The organism is Aridibaculum aurantiacum (assembly GCF_017355875.1).
Taxonomy (GTDB): Bacteria; Bacteroidota; Bacteroidia; order Chitinophagales; family Chitinophagaceae; genus Segetibacter; species Segetibacter aurantiacus.
The window spans coordinates 1,042,663-1,065,286 of sequence record NZ_JAFEWC010000003.1 but is presented as its reverse complement, the minus strand read 5'-3'; the positions used below and the strand labels follow the sequence as shown (position 1 = coordinate 1,065,286).

The 22,624-nt window shown below is 40.6% G+C and carries 18 protein-coding genes; 8 read left to right on the top strand and 10 right to left on the bottom strand.

What is annotated here, in order from left to right:
• The first annotated feature begins 50 nt into the window (after positions 1-50).
• Complete coding sequence (locus J4N22_RS18250; RefSeq protein ID WP_207496982.1) at positions 51-1,409, top strand: hypothetical protein; 1,359 nt, start codon at positions 51-53, stop codon at positions 1,407-1,409.
• On the opposite strand, the gene J4N22_RS18245 is transcribed toward J4N22_RS18250, so the two are convergent.
• Both J4N22_RS18245 and J4N22_RS18240 read right to left on the bottom strand, forming a co-directional pair.
• The gene (locus J4N22_RS18245; protein ID WP_207496981.1) at positions 1,396-2,472 is read right to left on the bottom strand and encodes an MBL fold metallo-hydrolase; all 1,077 of its coding nucleotides are present in this window, start codon (positions 2,470-2,472) and stop codon (positions 1,396-1,398) included. The genes J4N22_RS18250 and J4N22_RS18245 overlap by 14 nt on opposite strands.
• A 348-nt stretch (positions 2,473-2,820) precedes the next feature.
• On the bottom strand, positions 2,821-3,360 hold the full coding sequence (locus J4N22_RS18240) for a hypothetical protein (protein WP_207496980.1): 540 nt from the start codon (positions 3,358-3,360) through the stop codon (positions 2,821-2,823).
• A 289-nt stretch (positions 3,361-3,649) separates the two neighbouring features.
• Here J4N22_RS18240 and J4N22_RS18235 point away from each other — a divergent pair, with 289 nt between their 5' ends.
• The 5 genes from J4N22_RS18235 (at position 3,650) to J4N22_RS18215 (ending at position 9,241) form a co-directional block, all read left to right on the top strand.
• Positions 3,650-3,808: a hypothetical protein gene (locus J4N22_RS18235; RefSeq protein WP_207496979.1), complete on the top strand. Its 159-nt coding sequence runs from the start codon at positions 3,650-3,652 to the stop codon at positions 3,806-3,808.
• A 257-nt stretch (positions 3,809-4,065) separates the two neighbouring features.
• On the top strand, positions 4,066-4,722 hold the full coding sequence (locus J4N22_RS18230) for a response regulator transcription factor (RefSeq protein ID WP_207496978.1): 657 nt from the start codon (positions 4,066-4,068) through the stop codon (positions 4,720-4,722).
• A gap of 224 nt (positions 4,723-4,946) precedes the next feature.
• Entirely contained in the window at positions 4,947-5,432 is a 486-nt protein-coding gene (locus tag J4N22_RS18225; RefSeq protein WP_207496977.1) for a hypothetical protein, read from the top strand.
• Positions 5,433-5,668: 236 nt separating this feature from the next.
• Entirely contained in the window at positions 5,669-6,253 is a 585-nt protein-coding gene (locus J4N22_RS18220) for a DUF2652 domain-containing protein (protein ID WP_207496976.1), read from the top strand.
• A 132-nt stretch (positions 6,254-6,385) separates the two neighbouring features.
• On the top strand, positions 6,386-9,241 hold the full coding sequence (locus J4N22_RS18215; RefSeq protein WP_207496975.1) for a M16 family metallopeptidase: 2,856 nt from the start codon (positions 6,386-6,388) through the stop codon (positions 9,239-9,241).
• A 187-nt stretch (positions 9,242-9,428) separates the two neighbouring features.
• Here J4N22_RS18215 and J4N22_RS18210 read toward each other — a convergent pair whose 3' ends face one another.
• Positions 9,429-9,974, bottom strand: coding sequence for a YciE/YciF ferroxidase family protein (locus tag J4N22_RS18210; RefSeq protein WP_242692275.1), 546 nt, complete (start codon positions 9,972-9,974; stop codon positions 9,429-9,431).
• A 256-nt stretch (positions 9,975-10,230) separates the two neighbouring features.
• Here J4N22_RS18210 and J4N22_RS18205 point away from each other — a divergent pair, with 256 nt between their 5' ends.
• A complete protein-coding gene (locus J4N22_RS18205) occupies positions 10,231-11,988 on the top strand; it encodes a DUF885 domain-containing protein (protein ID WP_207496973.1) in 1,758 nt (585 codons plus the stop codon).
• Positions 11,989-12,209: 221 nt separating this feature from the next.
• Here J4N22_RS18205 and J4N22_RS18200 read toward each other — a convergent pair whose 3' ends face one another.
• From J4N22_RS18200 to J4N22_RS18170, 7 genes are all read right to left on the bottom strand, one after another.
• Positions 12,210-13,451, bottom strand: a complete 1,242-nt coding sequence (locus J4N22_RS18200) for a YaiO family outer membrane beta-barrel protein (protein WP_207496972.1) — start codon at positions 13,449-13,451, stop codon at positions 12,210-12,212.
• A 41-nt stretch (positions 13,452-13,492) separates the two neighbouring features.
• A complete protein-coding gene (locus tag J4N22_RS18195; RefSeq protein ID WP_207496971.1) occupies positions 13,493-14,917 on the bottom strand; it encodes a glycosyltransferase family 2 protein in 1,425 nt (474 codons plus the stop codon).
• On the bottom strand, positions 14,914-15,831 hold the full coding sequence (locus J4N22_RS18190; RefSeq protein ID WP_207496970.1) for a hypothetical protein: 918 nt from the start codon (positions 15,829-15,831) through the stop codon (positions 14,914-14,916). Before J4N22_RS18190 ends, J4N22_RS18195 begins: the two co-directional genes overlap by 4 nt.
• A gap of 34 nt (positions 15,832-15,865) precedes the next feature.
• Positions 15,866-16,234, bottom strand: coding sequence for a response regulator transcription factor (locus J4N22_RS18185; protein WP_207496969.1), 369 nt, complete (start codon positions 16,232-16,234; stop codon positions 15,866-15,868).
• A gap of 35 nt (positions 16,235-16,269) precedes the next feature.
• Entirely contained in the window at positions 16,270-19,320 is a 3,051-nt protein-coding gene (locus J4N22_RS18180) for a response regulator (protein WP_207496968.1), read from the bottom strand.
• Positions 19,321-19,585: 265 nt separating this feature from the next.
• Positions 19,586-20,467, bottom strand: coding sequence for an extracellular catalytic domain type 1 short-chain-length polyhydroxyalkanoate depolymerase (locus J4N22_RS18175; protein ID WP_207496967.1), 882 nt, complete (start codon positions 20,465-20,467; stop codon positions 19,586-19,588).
• A gap of 104 nt (positions 20,468-20,571) precedes the next feature.
• Positions 20,572-21,606 carry a helix-turn-helix domain-containing protein gene (locus tag J4N22_RS18170; protein WP_207496966.1) on the bottom strand — a complete coding sequence of 345 codons (1,035 nt, stop codon included), beginning with the start codon at positions 21,604-21,606 and terminating at the stop codon, positions 20,572-20,574.
• 254 nt (positions 21,607-21,860) lie between these two features.
• Between J4N22_RS18170 and J4N22_RS18165 the strand changes: the two genes are divergently transcribed.
• Entirely contained in the window at positions 21,861-22,613 is a 753-nt protein-coding gene (locus J4N22_RS18165) for a DUF4241 domain-containing protein (protein ID WP_207496965.1), read from the top strand.
• The last annotated feature ends 11 nt before the right edge of the window (positions 22,614-22,624 follow it).

Sequence of the window (22,624 nt, the reverse complement as noted above, 5' to 3'; positions counted from 1 at the left end):
GTTGTGCATTAGTAAAATAAATCTTTAAAGGTTTAAAAGCAAATATCAATATGGAAACAACAACAGTAAAAGAACATGATGGTGCCATAAACCCTCATACAAACAAGAAGTTGTTAGGTGTTTTTGCTTTTTATGCAGCTTCAGTATTCATTCCGGCAGCTATTACCCTGGTTATTATGAAGAGAAGAGGCAGGAATTTTAAGAAATGGAAGTGGGTACCAATGGTTATTTATTTCTTCCCGTACCTGATGATTGCCTTTTACTATGTATATGTCATCTTTAAAGACTACTTACTTAACCTAAAGATACCCCGACTGGAAGCCGGGGAACTAACGAATATGCGCTACGATAAGAAGTTCCCGCTTTTCCTGTATTACGACCCTTTTGGAAGAAGGCACAAATTTTCCGTAAGAAAGGCCGCACATTTAATCCATTACCTGAAAAAGGGTGACATTATCTTGAGACGCCATGAAAACTACCTTGATTCTTTACTCCTTACCCAAGCAAGCTATTTTACCCATGCAGGAATCTGCAGCGGCTTTAATAGCAGGGGCTTGCCCATTATCGTTCATGCTATTGGGAAAACAGGAGTGGATCATGCAAACTATTATGACTTTATGCGGTGCGATGATGTAGCCATACTTCGGTTAGGTGCAGAAATAATAAAAAATGATCCGGGAGAAACTAAACCCTCTATGCTTACTGTAAAAGGTGTTGGTATGCAACAGGTAAAGGAGGAGTTGATGGCGAACAAAGGCACGTCGGTGAAAGGAGTACCCTCTTCTTTGAAATTATTTGAACAAGTTAAAGGAAACGGCAAACAAAAAGCTACAGAAAGTGGCAAGCCTCTACTTGAAAAAATGATTGAAGATGAGGTACCGCTAATTGAAAAAACTACCTCGCCACGCATTGGTGAGCGCCAGATAAAGCTTTTTAAGAATTTACAATGTAAAACATGTTATGACATTTCAGACTGTATAGATGTAGTTACCGACATGTTCAAGATCTATTACAAACGGCCTTATGATTATTTGTTCAACTTTAGGGATGTGAATACCTTGAGTTGTGTGGAGTTTATCTGGTACTGTTACAAATGCCTGTACCCCTGGCATAATGTAATGGAAAATAAAGCTCATTGGTTTAAAGAATATGGACCACTAAAAGTTGAAGCCGATGTTGTACTTCCTGATGCATTTATAAACTCTGGTGCATTCGACCTGGTATATACTAGCGTTACCCAACACGGAAAAACACTTGACAAAGAGGAATTAAAAGAATATATTCCAATTCACCTTACGAGGTTCAGCAAATTTCACAAAGACAATTTCTTATGGCAAACAGGGCTGTGCAGCATTGCGTTGATGGTATATTTTGCTATCAATAGATCCAATAGATCTAAAGAGGAATAACATCACCTATTACAGGTATATTTAAAGTAACCCGGCAAGGTAATTTCTTCAAGGCTTTCACCGGTTCTTCCAGGCCTTCATAAGCTAAATGGAAAGTACCATAATGCATAGGTAAAAGTGTATCAGCGCCTGTTTGAATACAAGCTTCAATGGCCTCTTTTGGTGACATATGGTTTGGAGTCATAAACCATGAAGGCTTATATGCCCCTATACCTAATATGGCGATATTTGGCTCAAATGCCTTCATCATAGAAAAATGATCACCTTTTCCTGAATCACCGCCGTAATATATCGTTCTGGTTTTATCATCTTTTACTTTTATTATGAAGCCACCCCACAACGAGGTATTGTAACCTGTATCCACACGTTTGCAATAATGTCTTGTTGGTACAAAAGTAATTTCCGGAGAATGAGCAGGTAAAGGATATACTTCAAACCAGTCGGCACAATATATCCCACATTTCGGGTTCCCTGTATACCTACGTATTATTTTATCCATTCCAAGACCGGTAAGTATAGTGACCCCCTTATTCTGTTTTACAAGCAATTGCAATGATCGCTTATCCAGATGGTCTGCATGATCATGAGATATCAAAATATAATCAATAGAAGTAAAATAAGACGGATCAATTGGCATTTTGGAATGCCTTTTATAGACACTTGAGTTATAAAATTGCGGATCAATCAATATCCGCTTCCCTTCGATATGCAGGTAGAAAGATGCATGCCCAAGCCAAATCATTACATCTTGTTTCTCTAAAAAAGCATTGTTGTGATGTAATGTTACAGGAGTGCGATGAAAATAATTACGCAGCAGATAATAAAGATGCCCTGGCATCCATTTTAGTATATCTACATAGTTTTGATAAAAGGGATGTTCATGGTTTACAAATCTGCCTTTCCTGTCCATAGGTGTTCCTTTCCATTCCTTAGGATAATTGTATTTCCTGTTACGGCAGTTTTTTTTGAAAAAAATTGGAGGCGCAGGTCTTACAGAAACGATTCTGGCAAGGATCAACAATCCCCCAATAGTGATAATAATATTTGCAACTAGCCTTAGCATATTATGATGCTTGTTTTATTGACAAAGCAGTAACGGGTAGACCTTTTGCCATCTAATCTACAGCTGAAAAATCATTTTTGCAATGATACTTCAGCGCAGGCTCACGACTCAGGAAGCATAATGCTCTCCTGCTAAAAATTCATGATCTATGTAATCAAAAACAATTAGCAATCTTAGTAGTATAAGATGAAGATCAGGGCATAAGCTTGCAACTTTATGAACTCCCTGCAGATTTAAATGAATCAACCCTAAAGTACATCTTCCAAAACGGCATACAAAATGGGTGCTACTATAAAAAAAAGAGGCTGAACTTCTTCAACCTCTACCTTCAAATAGCCTATTTGATTATCATTGTTTATCAAAGCCTTCGTAAAGAGTCAGTTCGCCGTTATACGCTATAACTTTTTTGACTGTTTTTTCATCTTCCAGGTGAAGTACATAAAAAACGTCAGCATTTTCATGAATTTCCTGTACCAAGTTAATCTTGTAATTGCCATATCCACTTCTCTTTATCGACTTTTGTAGGTGCTTAGGCATTTTATCCTCAGTGTAAGATAACATATCGCGAAGCCAACGACCTTTCTTTGTATATACCACGGTTGTCTTCACATTATCGCGGTCAAAGTATGCGGTGATGACATCTTTATCCTGAACCCACGTTACGTCATCGCCGTCCCTAAAGTGGGAGGTAAATTTTTTAACTGCCTTTTGACCAGCTTTCGTAGTCATCATTGATGCTTTGCTATACCGGGCAGCACTAGCTGTGGTTTTACTAGTTGAAACACTCTCCTCGGTTGGTAATGCGGCCTTTGCTAAAAATTGAGCATCTGCAGAAGAAATAGAACCCAACACGATAGCTGTGATGGCTAAAATTTTAAACTTTTTCATTTTCAATTTTTTAATTAGTTAGTGAATGGTGATCGGCGCCTTGATCATGATGTAAAGGTGGAAGAATGCAGAGGCGATATCAACCGTTCATTGACTGATCTTTCTACCGTTTATTACAATAATGAACAGGTGTTTAAACTGTTTAGAAGGCAGTAAACAATGCGGTAATTTACCTGCACTACCAGTAGTTTATCATGTAAAATGATCAAAACCAATGGTTAGTGTAAAGAAGGTATATATTCGGTGGTTTCACTGTGAACAGAAAAAAATCGCCTAAAATAGGTGTTATTTGAACTACAAATTGATCATTGGCCAGAAGCTAATAGCATTCGTGAAATTGTCAAACAGGCTAAATGGGCGATATATACCAACTGCCATTGCCTTTACCTTGATGCTGGCTTCTAAATGGCTTAAGATATTTGGCAACTATATCATTTCGTTGCCTTAAAAACTATCACTTCCACTTTTCTGATAAAAGTTTTACTTTCATAAGAAGGAATTGAAGCATAACTGTGACAAAAACTGATCGTCCAAAACTGGAACTTAATAGAACTTTTTCGTTGTTCGGGCTGAGATAAGCAATATAAGATTGCGGATAATCCTCCTATCAAAAACCTACTTCGCTAATAGATAGAACTTGTAATGTAAGAAAGACACCGGAAGAGCTGATTTCTCAATGCGGATTCACTTATAAACTTATGTTCTATGAATAAGGATAAAATCGTTTTAGTGGACGATCATGTACTATTGCGATGCGGTTTGGCTACACTCGTTATCAACCTGGGCTATGAAATCATGTATGAATGCAGCAACGGCAAAGAATTAACGGAAAAAGTAGATAAGCATAATGCCCCTGATCTTGTGTTAATGGACATAAATATGCCTGTAATGGATGGCTACGAAACCACCACGTGGCTTAGTAAGAACTATCCTTTAGTGAATGTACTTGCACTAAGCATGTACGACGACGAGAATGCAATCATCAGGATGATCAGGAACGGGGCGAAAGGATATATTTTAAAAGACTGTAGCCCACAGGAACTTGGTAAGGCTATCAACGCTGTTCTTACAAATGGCTTTCACTATTCGGAAAAGGTAACCGGGAAAGTCATTCATTCTATTAGAGAAATGGACAAAGATGACAGTACCACTAAACAGGTACTAAATCTGAATGAAAAAGAAATAGAGTTTTTGAAATATGCTGCTACAGAAATGACTTATAAAGAGATAGCACTACAGATGCATCTCAGCCCGCGCACAATAGATGGCTACCGCGACCAACTTTTCGAGAAACTTAAACTAAAAAGCAGGGTTGGATTGGTATTGTTTGCAATAAAACAAGGCATCATTCAAATAACGTAACCAGTGGTTATGAAACCTGGATGAATACAATACACAAACAGTTAAAAGTCAGGCATTGTGTTAGCTCCTGTTTATCATTCAATTCTTTTTGCCAGGGTTCTAATACCGTTTATCTTGTTCATTTCACGGTCATGAAAGGTAAATACACCCTATAAAACGTAGTTAATCTACTGTTGTTTCCCCCTCTCCTGTTTTAGAAGATTTGTTTCATAAAACCAATCATTATGAGACAGATTAACAAGTATCATGTTTACACCTGCATCTACTTCATGTACAGGCGTATATACAGAAAATCATTGCTGTTATTTTTTGGATTGTTGTCACTGATGTGCTTGCACGCTCAGCAGAACAATCTGAATGGCAATTGGCGGGGCATCTTATTTACAGATGGTGATAGCACTGCCTATCGGATTAATCTTTCTTTTAACGGCAACAAGCTTGTGAGCTTAACCAACGACTTCGGCAGTAAAAATTGGTTCAAATCAAAACATTTGAAATGTTTCACCGAAACAGCGGCCACTACTTTGTCGGGAATAAGAAGGAAAGACGGCCATGTACGAACGGATCAGTATACAATTACAACTGTCGATCCAGAAACGGCATCCATCAACTGGCTCAGGGAGAGCAAAGCATCTGACGAAAGAGGCAAGAAGATTAAAAACAACTATAGCATAGTTGCCACAGGGTATATCCAAAAAGACATGCCGTAGGCGCCGCCTAAAGACCAGCTTTCTCTTAAGGTTTAAATAATCCATTCTCAAAGCCAATGTCATGAAACTAGCTCTTTATGAGGTCATTGCTACCGCATTGGCTCTAATATTCAACTGCCATGTAGAATTGTTTCATCCGATTGGACACAGGAGCCAATTTATCCTTTTATCAAAAAGGTTTCGAACATGGATAGTTCTTGCAAAAAAGGTATTGCAACCATCAAAATAATATTAAAATGAAAGGAATAATATTCATTCCCGATATCACGGGATTTACAAATTTTGTTAGCAGTATAAATATCAATACGGGAATGCTCATCACACAAACGCTGCTACAAGAAATAATGGAACATAATACACTTAAAATGGAGGTGTCGGAGATTGAAGGTGATGCTATTTTATTCTATAAAATTGGAGAGCCCATTCCTCTCGCCGAACTATTTATAGCCTTCAAACAAATGCAGGCAGCTTTCAATTACCGGTATGCGGCATTTAAAACGAAGTTCAACTTACAGGTGAAGCTTTCGCTAAAGACCATTGTACACTATGGAGATATCATCTTGTACAGCATTCACGGCTTTAATAAACTTTATGGAGAAGCCATCATTGAAGCACATCGACTGCTTAAAACTGGAAATCCTGCAGCAGGGTATATACTTGTCACAGAAGATTATACAAAAGCCCTGCATTTAAATGTTTCTGACCTGCTGGTACCTGGAGACACAGCTAGCAAATACCCATCTTCACTAACCGTCGGAATAACAAAAATTGCTTACCAGGTATATCCAAATATGAAAAGCCATATAGTTCTTGAATCCTGATTTTGGGGATGCATGAACCAACAATGCCTTTTGTATGCATGGAACTGCATCCTCTAAGTTCCTGAACCCTCTGTTTACAGTACCCTTCGCAGCACAATGTGTCGTACTTTTAAGCCCAAACACTACGTACACATGGGCAAGGCCTTCTATTTAACCATCATCTTATTTACATGCTTATCATCTGCTGCTGTAGCGCAAAAGACAACAGCTAAAGGCGCAAAGAAGACATCCGCTAAACCTGCACCAACATCCAGCTTCAAAATTGATTACGAGAAGTTCAAGCTGGCTAATGGACTGGAGGTGATCTTTCATATAGACCGATCTGATCCTGTGGTGTCGGTAGCGCTTACTGCGCATGTTGGTTCTGCACGCGAAAAAGAAGGCCGTACCGGCTTTGCTCACCTGTTCGAGCATTTGTTGTTCCTGGAGTCTGAGAACCTGGGCAAGGGTGGGTTGGATGCTATGAGTGCACGCATAGGTGGTGCAGGCGCCAATGGCTCTACCAGCAGGGACCGCACCAACTATTATCAAACGGTGCCTAAAGATGCACTGGAGAAAATGATATGGGCCGAAGCCGATAAACTTGGCTGGTTCATCAATACCGTTACCGAACCTGTATTGGCGAAGGAAAAGCAGGTAGTAAAAAATGAGAAACGCCAAGGTGTAGACAACCAGCCTTATGGTCATACACGTTATGTGATTGACAAGCACCTGTACCCTGCCGACCACCCGTACAACTGGCAGGTAATCGGCTCTTTGGAAGACCTGCAAAATGCTACGCTGGCCGATGTAAAAGAATTCTTCAACAGGTGGTATGTACCCAATAATGTAACACTGGTAGTAGCAGGCGATTTTGATAAAGCGCAGGCAAGAAAATGGGTGGAAAAGTATTTTAATGAAATAAAGAAAGGCGAACCCGTACAGCCGTTGCAAAAGCGGCCGGGTGTAGTAAAAGAAATCAAACGCCTATACCATGAAGATAACTTTGCGCGCCTGCCTGAACTAAATATGGCATGGGTATCAGTGGAGCAATATCATCCTGATTCTTATGCCCTGGAAGTTCTGTCTGAATATCTTTCTGATGGAAAAACAGCGCCGTTGTACCAGGTGCTGGTGGAAGACAAGCAACTGGCTCCGCAGGTAAGTATGTCTAACTATACTTCTGAACTGGCTGGCCAGCTACAGCTTCGGGTACGTGCCTTTGCAGGCAAAGACCTCGACGATGTTTCTAAAGCAATTTTTGAAACATTTGCCCGGTTTGAAAAAGAAGGTATCTCACAAAAAGATCTTGATAGGATAAAGGCTGGGCTGGAAACGCAATTTTATAATTCACTTTCCAGTGTACAAGGTAAAGGCTTCCAGTTGGCGCAGTACAATATTTTCACAGGCAATCCTGGCTTTATTTCTAAAGACATACAAAATACGCTGGCCGTCACCACGGCAGATGTGGTACGTGTATACAACAAATACATTCGCAACAAGCCATACGTAGCCACCAGCTTTGTACCAAAAGGCAGGCTGGACCTGGCACTGGAGCATTCTATAAAAGCAGATGTGGTTGAAGAACAGATAGTACAGGGAGCGGAGGACAAGGTAGATCCTAATATTGTTGCTACCTACCAGCGTACTCCGTCTTCTTTCGACCGCAGCAAGGAACCTCCTTATGGTCCTAAGCCAGAAATAAAGATCCCTGCTATTTGGAACCAAATATTACCCAATGGCACCAGGGTGTATGGCATACAGAACAACGAGGTACCGCTGGTACAGGTTGAACTGGTTATAGACGGGGGGCAGTTGATGGAGGACACTGCAAAACCTGGTGTAGCCAATATGGTAGCACGTATGCTTACCCAGGGCACCAGGACAAAAACACCACAACAATTGGAAGAAGCCATTAAGCAATTGGGTGCTACCATCAATGTAACTGCCGGCACTGAAGATGTGACGGTAAGGGTAAATACGCTGGCGCGCAATTATCCTGCTACGCTAAAATTGGTAGAAGAAATACTGCTTGAGCCGCGGTGGGATGCTAAAGAATTTGAACTGCAAAAACAGAATGTTGTTAGCCAGCTACGCCAGCAGGAAGCTAATCCTACAGCCATTGCGCAAAACCAGTACAACCTGCTTATTTATGGCAGAAACAACATCAGGTCGCGCAACCTGCTAGGTACTATCGAGTCTGTCAACGTACTCACTATTGATGATCTGAAAGCGTATTACAACAAAAGCATCTCTCCTTCAGTAGCACGTATGCACATAGTAGGTGCGGTTAATAAAAACCATGCAGTAAAAGCAATCACAGGTTTAGCCACAAGGTGGAAAAACAACCGGGTAGAAATTCCTGCATACCCGGCACCGCAGCCACCAGCAAAGTCTGTTGTATATTTTTATGATGTACCCGATGCAAAACAGTCTGTGATCCGTTTTGGTTATCCAGCTCTTGCTGCTACACACCCTGATTATTATCCCGCTTCCATCATGAACTATATACTTGGCGGTGGTGGCTTTGCATCGCGCCTTACACAGCAATTGCGTGAAGGGAAAGGTTATACCTATGGTATCAATTCAGGCTTTTCCGGAACGGCGACACCGGGACCTTTTACCATTGCCAGCAGTGTACGTACAAACGTTACATTAGAGTCAGCGCAACTGGTAAAGGAAATACTACAGGAGTACGGTAATACATTCACAGAAAAAGACCTGGAGACAACCAAGAGCTTTTTGATAAAAAGTAATGCACGCGCTTTTGAAACGGCAAATGCAAAACTGAACATGCTCGGGAACATCAGTAAGTACGGATGGAAGTACGATTACGTAAAAGAGCGCGAACAGGTAGTAGAGAACATGACGGTAGACCAGGTAAAAAAACTTGCGCAGAAATACCTTGATCCAAACAAGATGATATGGCTGGTAGTGGGTGATGCAAAAACACAACTACCACGGTTGAAAGATCTTGGCTTTGGTGAGGTAGTAGTGGTTGGTAAATAGAAGCGACTGATTAAGGTTATGTTCAGATTGAATCCAACTACCGGGGCGATAACATCTAGATTTAGAGTGGAATTACCTGCTAAATTTTATATATAAAAAAGAAAGGTCGAAGCTGTATACTTCGACCTTTCTCTATTTATTGAGCAGCAATTGAAATTCAACTCTTTTGCCGCCCCTGCAGTTTCTATTAAGCCTTTTCTTCAGAAGCCTCGTAGTTCACATGACTTTCAGCTATACCTGTTAGCAAAAGGTCTGTTTGCTTTTCCTCTTCCAAAGTAGTGTGCAGTAATTGTTGCGCTTCAGTAAGTCCAAGCGTTTCAGCAAGCTGAGCAAGACCACCATAAGTAGCGATCTCGTAGTGCTCTACTTTTTGCGCAGCGAATATCAATCCTACATCTCTAGTTGCGGTATTGGAATCTGTGTCAGAGATAATCCCTTCTCCTTCTTTAATGATACCTTCTATTGCTTCGCAAGTTTTTCCTTTTGCCTTTTCACCCAACAATTCAAATACTTTCTCCAGGCGTTCGATTTGCTGTTCGGTCATTGTAAGATGGCTTTCAAAAGCATTCTTCAACTCATCTGAAGTTGCTGCCTTCTTCATTTTAGGTAGTGTTTTCGCGATCTGTTTTTCAGCATAGTAGATGTCTTTTAGTTCGTCTACAAAAAACTCTTTCAGCAGAGAATTTGCTGCACCAGCACCAGCGTTTTTTCCGGCTATTTTCTTTGAATCCATGATTGATGTTTTTTGCTGTCTACCAGAAATTACCATACCAACCCTGAAAAAAAGATAATCCTAGAAACTTGTTCAAGCAGTGCATTTGAACATCAATGGTAAGTGCAACAGGAGGTATGAAAACTTTATTACAAGGAATTTTTTAACACCTCCTAACCATGGTAAATTGGGGATTTATAGCGGCATCCTTATCTTCCACTTTGTTACCACCTGCTAGCAATTAAAGTTTTATATTAACATAACATACCTCATCATTATGCGAATAGTTATTGTGTTTCTTCTACTGGTTCCATCGCTGCTTTCCATTGGTCAAACAGCGCCAACAACTAAATTCCATTCAATGCTGGAATCTTATTTCCAGGAGTACCTGGAACTGAATCCTTCAGTAGCTACCTCTTTAGGCGACTACAGGTACAACGACAAGTTGGAAAACAACCTCAGTCAAACCTATAGGACCAAGACACAAAATATGTATCGCCGCTACCTCGACTCTCTGAAGGCATACAATCCACAAAAGTTATCAGCCAGGGACCAGCTGAGCTACAAGATCTTCAAGTACGATCTTGAAAGAGGTTTAGAACGAGCAAAATACCCTACGCACCTCACGCCTATCAGCCAGATGGGCGACTTCCGCTTGTCGTTTTCGCAGCTGGGTGGCGGCACAGGAAATCATCCATTCAAAACAATGAAAGATTTTGAAGACTTCATTAAACGTATGGATGCCTTTTCGGCTATTACCGATACAGCTATTGCTAATATGCGTAAAGGCATTGCAGCAAAGCGGGTGCTTCCAACCATTGTTGTGCAAAAGGTGATACCACAGGTGAAGGCAATGCTGGTTGACTCTATTCCTTCAAGTCTTTTTTATAACCCTATCAAGAATATACCAGCAAGCATCACTTCAACAGATAAAGAGCGAATTACACAGGCTTACACAAATGCTATTAAACAAAAAATTCTACCTGCTTACCAAAGACTACATACATTTCTTGAAAAGGAATATCTACCAAAGACAAGAGAAAAAGTAGGATTACTTGCTCTTGATGGTGGCAATGAAGGATATGCGTTCCTGGTGAAGTCGTACACAACTACTGACCTTACACCTGCTGAAGTATTTGCCATTGGTGAGAAGGAAGTGAAAAGGATACATGCAGAAATGGAACAGGTAAAACAGCAGGTAGGCTTTATCGGTGACTTGAAAGCGTTTCTAAAATATGCTTTGGAAGATAAAAAGTTCTACCCCTTTAAAGAAGATGAGGAAGTGGTAGCTGCATACAACCAGGTGTATGACCGCATTAAGCCGCACATTTCGAAGTTGTTCAATATGGTGCCTAAAACAGCTTTTGAGATACGACCTGTAGAGAAATATAGGGCCGCAGCAACGGCAGCACATTATATGCGCGGCACAGTTGATGGATCACGCCCCGGTATATTTTATTTTCCTGTAGCTGACGCAAAAAAATATCATTACTGGAGAATGGAAGACCTATTCCTGCACGAAGCTATTCCCGGTCATCACTACCAGATATCACTGCAGATAGAAAATCCTGACATCCCGGGTTTTCAAAAAACAGGAGCATATGGAGCGTATGTAGAAGGCTGGGGATTGTATGCTGAGCGACTAGGTTCGGAACTGGGACTATACACAGATCCTTACCAACGGCTTGGACAATTGTATGGAGAGATACATCGTGCTATACGATTGGTGGTAGATGCAGGTATACACTACAAAGGCTGGACGAGAGAACAAGCCATTCAATACAGCCTGGACAATGAGCCTATAACAGAAGCCAATGCCATACAAGAAATAGAGCGTTACATTGTTATGCCCGGTCAAGCACTCAGCTATAAGATCGGCGAGTTAAAAATCCTGGAGATGAGACAAAAAGCCGAAAAGGAACTTGGTAATAAATTTGATGTACGCGCTTTCCACGATGAAGTATTGAAAGATGGAGCAATGCCGCTCCAGATCTTTGAAGCAAAAATGAATAGCTGGATAGAGCGGTCAAAATAGCCTGAGCTTGTCATCTCTTATCTGCATACATCGGTTTTATTGCATGAGCTGTTTGCCGCTGCTTATGCTACTATAAAAGGATAAGACGACATTGAATATTGATCAAGAACTTAATAGTATAACCTTTTTCCTACGCACGTTATTTACATGATGTGCGTTGGAAATAATGTTTCAGATATTACTGCTGATGCATTTAGTAGATGATGTACAAGCAAGTTGTTTTAGAAGCGTACCTGGTAGCCAGCCATAACATCCAGCTGTCCCATTGATACATTGTTCTCATAAGCCTGGCGCAAAAATCCAGCGTGGAGAGTAACATAATTCCTCTTCCATACACGATGCTGAAAATTAACTGTTGCCTGCTTTGAGTGTAACCTGCTTTTGTTGTTGAACTGGATATTAGTAGCACGATCATCAGGAGATATACCTGAACCTAATGATATGCCCACATAATCATCAGCACCTTTTAGATAGTACCTGCCAGTGAAATTAAAAGTTTGTGCACTGCTATTTACATTAGGTGATACATACATCCGGGCGCCAAATAAAAACTTCTTGTAGTACTTGCCGGCATACAGCGTATACAGCCATGTAGTATTATCAAAATGAAGATAACGTACGCCTGCTTCAGCTTCAAAACCGCGTGGCAGATTTGCAATTAATGAAAGCCCACCCCTTGAACGAGGGAATACACGATCACCAGGAGAGTAACCAAAATTTACATAACTGTAGAACGTCTTATTAATGCGTGGATAAGCTTCCAGTTCTGCTTGCCAGCCGTTGGTACCATACCTCTTTGCATAATGTATACTTCCTGTAATTGGCCCAAATGAACTTTGCCTTGTATAGGCAACACTTGCCATATGCCATGGCTGATTAGGAAGATTATCAAGATGTGAAAAGTTGTAACGGACAGCTACACTATTAACTGCCATTGCATCTTTGATGGATGTTGCTAGTGCATTTGCAGCGGGATGATGTTGACTTTGTTTTGTAACCTGTTCAATCACCTGCCATGCTTCCTGGTATTGTTTAAGCCCTTGCAGAATACCAGCTTTTTTTACCAGCAGATCAACTGAAGTGGGATAGACAGCAAGTCCTTTGTTACAAACTTCCAGGGCCAACTGTTGATGACCGTTCCATACCTCAAGGTCAGTATAAGCTAAATATGCATCTTCATGCAAGGGCGCATAAGCCAGTACATGCTTCAAATGAAAACGGGAAGAATCGTATTGTTTATCCCATGCATACAGCCTGCCCAAAAACACCTGTATATCTGCATTGAAAGGTGCTAACGATAACGCTTGCGTTGCCAGTGCTTTTGCCTTCACATGATCCTTCTGATCAAATGCTGCACTTCTTGCTTCATGAAATAATTCACTGGCTGTAGGTACAGGCTGCTGGGCCTGTAGTACACCAGCCACGTATATAGCAGAAAATATTAGCAGCATTCTTAATTTCATTGCGTCTTCACCTCTTTGATGTTTTAAATCATGAATAGAACTTAACTCGTCTTTTTATTCAGACCAGTCCTTGTCATTTCACCCCAGCTTGATTTATTTCTTATTTTATCTACATAGCCTCTTACACCACTCCACACAACAAAAGGATGAAATACAAAAGGCTCCGTCAGCGCTGTTAAGAACAGCTTCTTTATTTCAGCAGGTTTTTTATACTGGTTATAGGTTCGCACTTCCATGTAAACAGCAAATGTCGAATACAAGTAGCCAAAAGAAATGATGAAAATTAGAAAAGCGAAAAAGGTTTGCCAGTAAATCAATTTCAATATGGCCATGATGAAGAAAGCAACAATGCCAATGAACTCAACACCAGGCGCACACATTTCAAAGAAAAACCAGTAAGGATAACTTAATATTCCAAGTATACCGAAGCGTGGGTTAAAGAACATCTTTTTATGCAACCACAATGTTTCAATCGTGCCTCTTGTCCAGCGGTTGCGTTGCCTGCCGAGTATCTTGTAGTTATTGGGTGCTTCTGTCCAACAAAGCGGATCAGGAATGAAAGCAACTTTATAAGGCAGTTTCTTTTCCTCCATGTAACGCCGCATCCTCACTACCAACTCCATGTCTTCGCCTACCGTTTTATGATTATATCCACCAGCTTTAATTGCTATCTCTTTATCAAAAGCACCGAACGCACCAGAAATAAGAAGCAGTCCATTCAGCTTACTCCACGCCATGCGTCCCAACAAGAAAGCCCTAATATACTCAAGCGCCTGTATGCGCGGCAGGTATTGATCTGGCAGGTTCACCTTTACAAGTTTACCATTTTCTATTTCACAAGAATTAGCAATACGAACCACGCCACCTGTAGCTATTACTTTATCCCCAGTAGATTCCAGGAATGGCTTCATCAACTTTAGCAATGCATCCTGCTCCAGCACACAATCCACATCGATACATACGATGTAATCATTGGTGGCTATGTTTATTCCAACATTTAGAGCATCCGCTTTTCCGCCATTTACTTTATCCACCACTACCAGTTTCTTGTGTACAGGGTTCTTACTTTGGTAAACACCCCTCACCTCTTTAGTCGGTATTTTATAAGAAACAAAATAATTGATCTTCTCCAATTCATATGCTGTAATCAACTGCTGCAGGCTATCATCTTTGCTGCCATCATTAATTATGATGAGTTCAATATTGTTGTAATAAATTGACAATAGCGACCTGACATTTTCAATGATATTTAAGCCTTCATTGTATGCAGGCGCAAGAATACTTATAGATGGAGCATAAGGTGAAACGGCTAAAAGATTATAATCTATAAAGCTGTTTTTATTAGCATATTCTTTTATTGCACCTACTGATATGATAGCTATTGAAATATAACACAGCAGCTGCACGGAAGAGTAGATAAAAATAGCCAACGTCACAAAATCCCATATGGTCATTGACCAATTCATACCGCTATAGATTTTACCTGCAGGTATACATCTTCATTTACCTGAAATTGTATTTTATCTGCATTGTAAGACATGTTATATAAACCTGCGGTAGAGTTATAACCAATGGTGGCAAGCGTTTTAATAGCCTGCATACGCACAGCTTCATCAGTATGATACAGGCAATGAGCAGCCTCGGCTGAAACCTGGTGCTGCCGGTAATGCTCCGCCAGTTTTAGAGCGAATTGGATCACTGAAACATTTTTAGAAGACAACCACTTACCCAGTTTAGGTATCTCTTTGAAGTCTTCATTACGTAATAGTTCAAGCAGTTTTAGTTGCTGGAACGCAGTGATAGGATATGAAACGATATCAAGAAAACGCAATCCATTGAAGCCATACCATTTTACCATGGCAGACTGCGCTTCAATGCGCACATCAGGATCTTTAGAGTTGGTATACCTGTATATCTTCTGCAACAGGTGTCGCTGCTCCATAGTACACAATTCATGAATTCCCTGGCACTGAATGTGCGGCTGGCTATCATCTAATTTTTTTGTGGATTCTTCGTGCAGGCCCAACTGGTAAAACAGCTGAACAATATTATCAGCAACACTTCCTAAAAATGTTCTTTTACTACTTATTAATTCATCAATAGCTACCTGGCGTGCAGAAGCATTTTTAAGTAATTTCCTGAACCTGGCAGGCACTTTTATTTCGGATTCTTCTTCAGATATAATCTGAATAATCCATTGGTCAATATGTTCTTTTATTCTATTCTTAAATAAGGTTTTTTTATTCTTTATATATAATGAATAAAAAGTAGCAATTACAGTGATGAGTGTAGCCAGTATAAAAAAGGAAGCTGCTGTATATAAGCTTGCAGGATCGAGCAGCTTTTCTATTAGCCCAGAACCTGCATGCATCACAATCATTGGGTTACGTTTTTCACCTTGTTAAAAAAGTATCTTAACTGGCAATGGCTGGACTTGTAAGGCGATTGATATGAGAAGACAGCTGCTGAATATTGAACGGCTTTGAAATATAATGATCTGCTCCAAGCTTCACTGCTTCATCCACCACACCTTGTTGCCCCATTGCCGATAAAACAATAACGGGAACAGGCTGAATTTGTTGTTTTACCATTCCAACAATCTCAAGCCCCGAAATGTAAGGCATCATAATATCTACAATGATGAGATCAGGATTTTGAGCCTTTATTTTCTCAACGGCATCCCGGCCGTCTTTGCTACAAATAACATCATGGCCTTCTTTCTTTAGGCACAACTCCATCATTCGTAAAATGAGCGAGTCGTCTTCAGCAATCAAAATTTTCATATTAGGGGGTGTTAGGGTTTTAAAAAAGAATATTGTTACGCAAATTCATACTGGTCATGCAGCACTACATCTTTATTGGCTTCAATATATTCTAAGGCTTCTGCACGTATATCATTAAGAACATTTATGCATTTATCTATTTCAGAAAAATCTCTTTCCGCTGCAAGCTTTTCAATTCGTATGGTTATCTCGGATACACGGCTTACCTCCAGGTTGGCACATAATCCCCTGAACGAATGAGCTGCATATTTTATATTCTCCTGCTCCCTGTCTTCCGCGGCTTGAACCAGCCTATCAAACGTATCGTTGATGTGTTCAGCTATCTTGTTCATAAATTCGCAGTAGATCTCCTCGTCTTTTCCTAACCGATCGAATAAGGCAGGCAAATTCATAATAGCCGCAGGGGAATATGATTGTTTATTAGTTCTTGGAATCACACCTGGTTGTTTATTTCCAAACCTTTCAATGGCTTGCACGAAATCATCGAAACGAGCAGGCTTACTTAAGTAATCATCCATTCCCATTGCAATGCATTTTTCTTTATCACCTTTCATTGCATTTGCCGTAAGACCAATGATATGAATATGCTTATCCTGGTCTTTTTCACTTTCTCTTATTTTACCCGTAGCCACATATCCATTTATCTTAGGCATCTGCACATCCATGAAGATGATATCGAACTCTTCCTCTTCAAAAGCCTTTACAGCTTCAAAACCATTATTAGCAATAGTAACAGAATGACCAAGCCGGCTAAGCATATTAACTGCTACTTCCTGGTTAATGGTATTATCTTCTGCCACTAAAATTCTGAAACTGCCTGCAGGTTTGTTAGCTGCAAGTTCCTTATCCAAAATCAGCACACCCTGTTCAGCAGGTTGATCTCCTGATAATAAAATACTTTGGATGCTATCCAACAAATCTGATTGGCTAAAAGGTTTTGAGAAAAATGCATGCACACCCAGTTCTGCAAAACGCTCTCTATCGCTTTTCTTGTGCGACATAGAAACAACAATGATGCGCTGGTTCTGTAAAAGATTAGAAGCTATGATCTCTCTTGCAGTTACAAAACCGTCCAACTTGCCAGCTAGTGTTATACCTAACAATACCAGGCAATATGGATCCTTTTGTTGAGCAGCTTTCTTAAGTTCAAATATGGCGCTTTCACCGGTTGATACTACAGTTCCGCGCATCCTGAATTGCTGGATAAGCTGAAGGGTATGATTGCCAGCATTCTTATTTTTTTCTACTATTAATATGCGCTTGCCATCCAATGCAGCATCAGCAAAAAAGCGCGACCTGATCTGGGTATTTTGTACAGTCACTTGAATGGTGAAATGGAAAGTGCTTCCCTCTCCTACCTTGCTCTCCACCCACACATTTCCACCCAATAGTTCTACCAGTCGTTTGGTAATGGCAAGACCAAGGCCTGTGCCGCCGTACTCCCTTGTAGTAGAATTATCTGCTTGGGTAAATTCATTAAATATCGCTGTCAGTTTTTCAGGCGCAATACCTATACCTGTATCGGAAACGCGGAAGTGAATTACCGCTTCATTGTTGCTGTGCAGTGTCTGCAAATTCGCCTGCACGATCACCTCTCCCTGCTCAGTAAACTTTATAGCATTAGAAACAAGGTTAGTGAGTATCTGCTGCAGTCGCAAGGCATCACCAAACAACAGGTCTGGCACTTGTTGGTCTATAGAAAATATAAGCTCCAAGTCTTTCAATGAAGCTTTTAATCCAAGGCCCTGTAGTGCTTCTGAAACTTCATCGCGTAAGGAGAAATTGATAGGAGAAAGTTCCAGTTTGCCTGCATCTATTTTTGAGAAATCAAGGATATCATTAATAAGCTCCAACAATATCTTAGAAGAAGATTGAATGTTTTTTAGGAAATGCTTTTGCTGCAGGTCAAGCTTACTTTGTAAAACAAGTTCCGTCATTCCAATCACGCCATTCAACGGTGTGCGGATTTCGTGGCTCATATTGGCCAGGAACTCACTTCTTGCTTTTACAGATTCTTCTGCTTTATTTTTTGCGGCTATCAAGTCAGCTTCAGCCTGCTTTAGTAGAGTGATGTCGCTCATAGAACCAACCCTTCGTACCGGAATGCCAGCTGGTGAATACAAAATAAAACCACGGCTTAAGATGTTTGCATAGCTACCATCCGCCTTTTGGAACCGGTATTCAGCCACCCAATCTGCTTTTTTAGCTTCGTATGCAGCATTTATCAGTTCAAGAAATTCCGGCAGGTCATCCGGGTGAACCTTACTCTTCCACCATTCTACATTTACAATGATATTATCTACAGGGTAATCAAAGGAACGATTCAACTCTTCGCTAAACCACGAGGTACCGTCTTGTATATTGATGTCATAAATAATATCCCTGGAAGCTTTAAATGCATACTCAAATCTTTCGTTCTTTTGACGCATCAATTCTGCAGATACAATTTCTTCAGTCACATCACGAAAAGTGCCCACCAACTTAGTAGGATTACCTGCATTGTCTACAATTAATTTAGGTTCAGAACGTAACCAAACCCAATGCCCCTGTTGGTGCTTGAATCTATAGGTAATGGAATGGGTGCCTTTTTTAAACAACTTGTCTATTTCTTCCTTTGCTCTTAGCTTATCCTCCGGGTGAATATGCTTGCTGTGCCACCCGGACAACAAGCATTCCTCTCTATCGTAGCCAAGAATAGAAGTTACATTGTCACTAATAAAAAGAATTCTGAAATCGCCTCCTGGCTCACAGTGATAGATAATGCCGGAGCTATTGGCAACTACCAACTCCAGGTTATCCTGCGTAGTTTGTAGAACAGCTTCTACCTGCGATTGCTTCTCTATTACCGTTTTTTGCTGCTTGTTTAATCGTAGGTTATAACCGATTAATAGAATGCTCATGATGGCTAAGGCGACTACCACATCATCAACAGGGGAATCCTGGTACCTGTGAAAAAACTGCACGATGGCCTCCGTCCAATTGTACTCTACCGAAAGGGTAAACAAGAGTACAACCACGCCCACAATTATCAAAAGGTGCCTTGATAAGTATGGCTTTAGTTTTTGGATCAGGTGACGGTTAAACATAGGTAATGCAATTTAACCGTGTGAAATCATCAGAAATTGTGTCGGAAACGCATTACGTCTTTCTCGGGCATCATTTGGATTTTTATAATCATTAATAAGAGGCAAAAAGCTCATATAACATATGATCATGATGTTTTACTGAAAAGGCCGCGCATGTTTGGGTAGAAATTTATAGCTCCTTGAACTTGTTCTTTTAAAAGAGTTGCCATTCTCAGTACTATATTTTCAAAGAATGGCAACTCTAACAACTAAATTTTTCGAGGTTCTACTTATCCCGCCTGTACCTGGCAAAGAAGTTCCAGGTGATCTCGTTGAACTCAATCTCCCTTGTTGTTTTACCCAAAGGAAAACCAATATTGAAAGCATCCGCACCCGGCAATGTATGACCACCTCCTACTATACTTACAAGGCTAACCGCAGCTTTACCATCACCTACTGTCCTGGTGGTAACAGTTGTACTATCGCTACGATGCCTATCAATTGTAGTAGTCGTTTCTTTAGCTGCAGATAAATTGTTGAGCACTTTCCAGTAGTTATATGTTTCAGCCGCAGATTTATAAGCACCGGTTTTACCTTCATACTTTACTACCTCATCTGCAGTGCCATGAATGATCATGACTGGAATGGGCGTCTTGCTTGTATGAAAAGCCACCACACTATCCGGCAGCAATCCGCCTACTGATGCTATGGCGGCAATTTTGCCCGGCAGCTCTGCAGCTAACCTATGGCAGAAAAAGCCACCTCTTGATAAGCCGGTAGCATATACCGCTGTTTCATCTACACGGTACTGCTTTACCAGGTATTCCAGCAGCTTTTCTACAAAGCCAACATCATTCGTCCCATGGCGGTACGAGGTCTCAAAACCCACGTTCCAGTCCTGGTTGATGCCTTGAGGATACACTGCAATGAAACTGTTTTTATCAGCTGACTTGTTCATGCCTGAGTAAAACATCTGCTCCGTCATCGTCATTCCGCCACCATGAAAATTGAAAACGAGCGGGTATTTTTTCATCGAATCCGCATGGTAACCAGTTGGCAGATACACGATATACCTCCGTCTATCGTCACCTACTTTAAATTGTTTAGCCTGCGAAAAGGCTTGGAATACACACAAGGTCAGCAAGACCAGTAGAAAGCTTTTGTTCATTGTATTTGGTTTTATGCAAACCAACTTAGAAGCATGAAACAGACCTACCGGAATGATAATTTCGTAAGTGGAAACGATATTTCAGAAGGAGTAACTATTGAAAATCAAGCCATTGCATTTCTAAACATGGAAGGCGTTCTGCCGTTGATTTTCTTGAACGCGGTATTAAAAGACGACAAACTATTGAAGCCACATTCATAAGCAATAGCGGCAATACTCATATTTGCCAGCGCTGGATCTTTCAGCAGACCTTCTGCATGTGCAATACGATACCGGTTTACATATTCATTGAAATTTGAACCCGAACGGATATTAATTGCCATTGATAATTTCTGGCTACTTGACTTCAACCTTTTACTTAAGATAGCCAGCGTAAGATTTGAGTCAAGGTATAAAGCTTCCTTTTGTACCAGTTCATCTGCAGTTGCAAATAGGTTTTCAGTTTCGCTTTCAGACAGGCCGGTTGTCTTGTACTTAACCGTGTTGATGGCTGACAGGTACTTATGCTTGTATGCAAGAAAGGTGATAACATACACAGTAACTGAATAAACAATTGGTCCTAAAATATAGGGAACGCGTTCTTCAAAAAGGTTCAGGACATATTCAAACCAGATGGTCGACAAACCAATGGTGAGGATATTCACCCATGCCTTGGTTTCTGTTGTACTTTCTGCTGCCTTTATTACCTTAAGCCAAGAGAATAAGATGTAAGAGAGAAAATGGATATAGAAAAACAGGAAGCAGAAAATGGCGATATACTCCGGCAGGTTCCTGAAACCAAATTGCTGCATCGGGAAACCAAGGGCAATGAAGACAACAGCGGGTACGAAATGCAATAGCTCCTTTTTGCTAAGCGCAAAGTTCTTTTGTAAAACAGTTTTTGCGTAAATCAGGAATAGCGGCCCGATGAATAGCATAAGGCATAAGCCGAGGTAAACGTAAAGCATCGGGAAGCGATCTACGAAAGCCATAATAACAGACTTACCCACCCTGAGCGAAAGAACAACCATGACAGCACTTAGCAACTTGTTTGATAGCGGGTTAGGTGCTTTTGTACTCCAAAGTAGAACAGCGGTGAACAAGCCATGGAAGATGCCCAAGCCGCTTACAATTATCAATATAATCTGGCCTATACTCATTATCTGTGTAGCAATGGTAGTAAAAAATAGTACAATTACCAGTTTCGGTTAACCTCATTCTACGCCATTCTATTTTAATAGATAGTTCCTTCTCCTCCTCTAACTTATTTAGCAGCCAGGCTGCCGGCAGCAGAAAATATTTTTCAATGATGTTCATTACTTCATTAGCTTTGAATTTCAAAGTGCTTTCCAGCGACTGAGTTCAAAACAGATCTAAAACTCTTATCCCCTAAATCAACCATATAAATTCTATCATGAGATACATTTTTATTGCTCTGGCATTTTTTGCTTGCAAAATAGGTGCACCAAAAAACGATACGCCTATTTCAACCGAAAAACTTGACACCATCACTTCTACACCGCCAGCTATCATAGCACAGCCTGCTCTTTTTGAAAAAGCATTTATAAAAGGAACGACAGAAAAAGGAAGAACACAGGATATCAATTTGTACGGTGTGACGATCGGGAAATTGAAGATCACTACAGGACGTATAGTTGCTTGCGACCCGCTTCATATAGATGAGTATGGACTTCCTTTTACGCAGGTTTTTCCAACCGGCGAATTTCCCGTTCAGCTTTCTATTGCTGGTGTGGAAGGTGAAGAAATGGTTGCTTTTGCGAGAATCAAATTCAGCGATGAACCAGTTGTAAAATGGGAGCTGGCACTGCTTGAAGGACAGAAGCCGCTACCCGTTGGCGATGAAGAGATACATGGTTATGGTGTAGATGCAGGCGTCGGCATTTTTATGGACCAGGATGCAATCAAAGGTTTAAATCCAAAGCAGATATGGGAGATGGAAAGCAAGCATGAACTGTTTAAAGAGATGGATAAACATTACCATCCTGATTGGCGCTATACAATGTACAGTTTTGGTTCGTACAACCTGGCTGCATTTACTACCGGTGTTGGTGATGGCAGGTATGCCACCTATATTGGTTATGATGCAGCAGGAAATCCATGCAGGCTCACAACAGACTTTAAGCTATTTGACTGGAAGAATAAATAAGTATGGGTTCA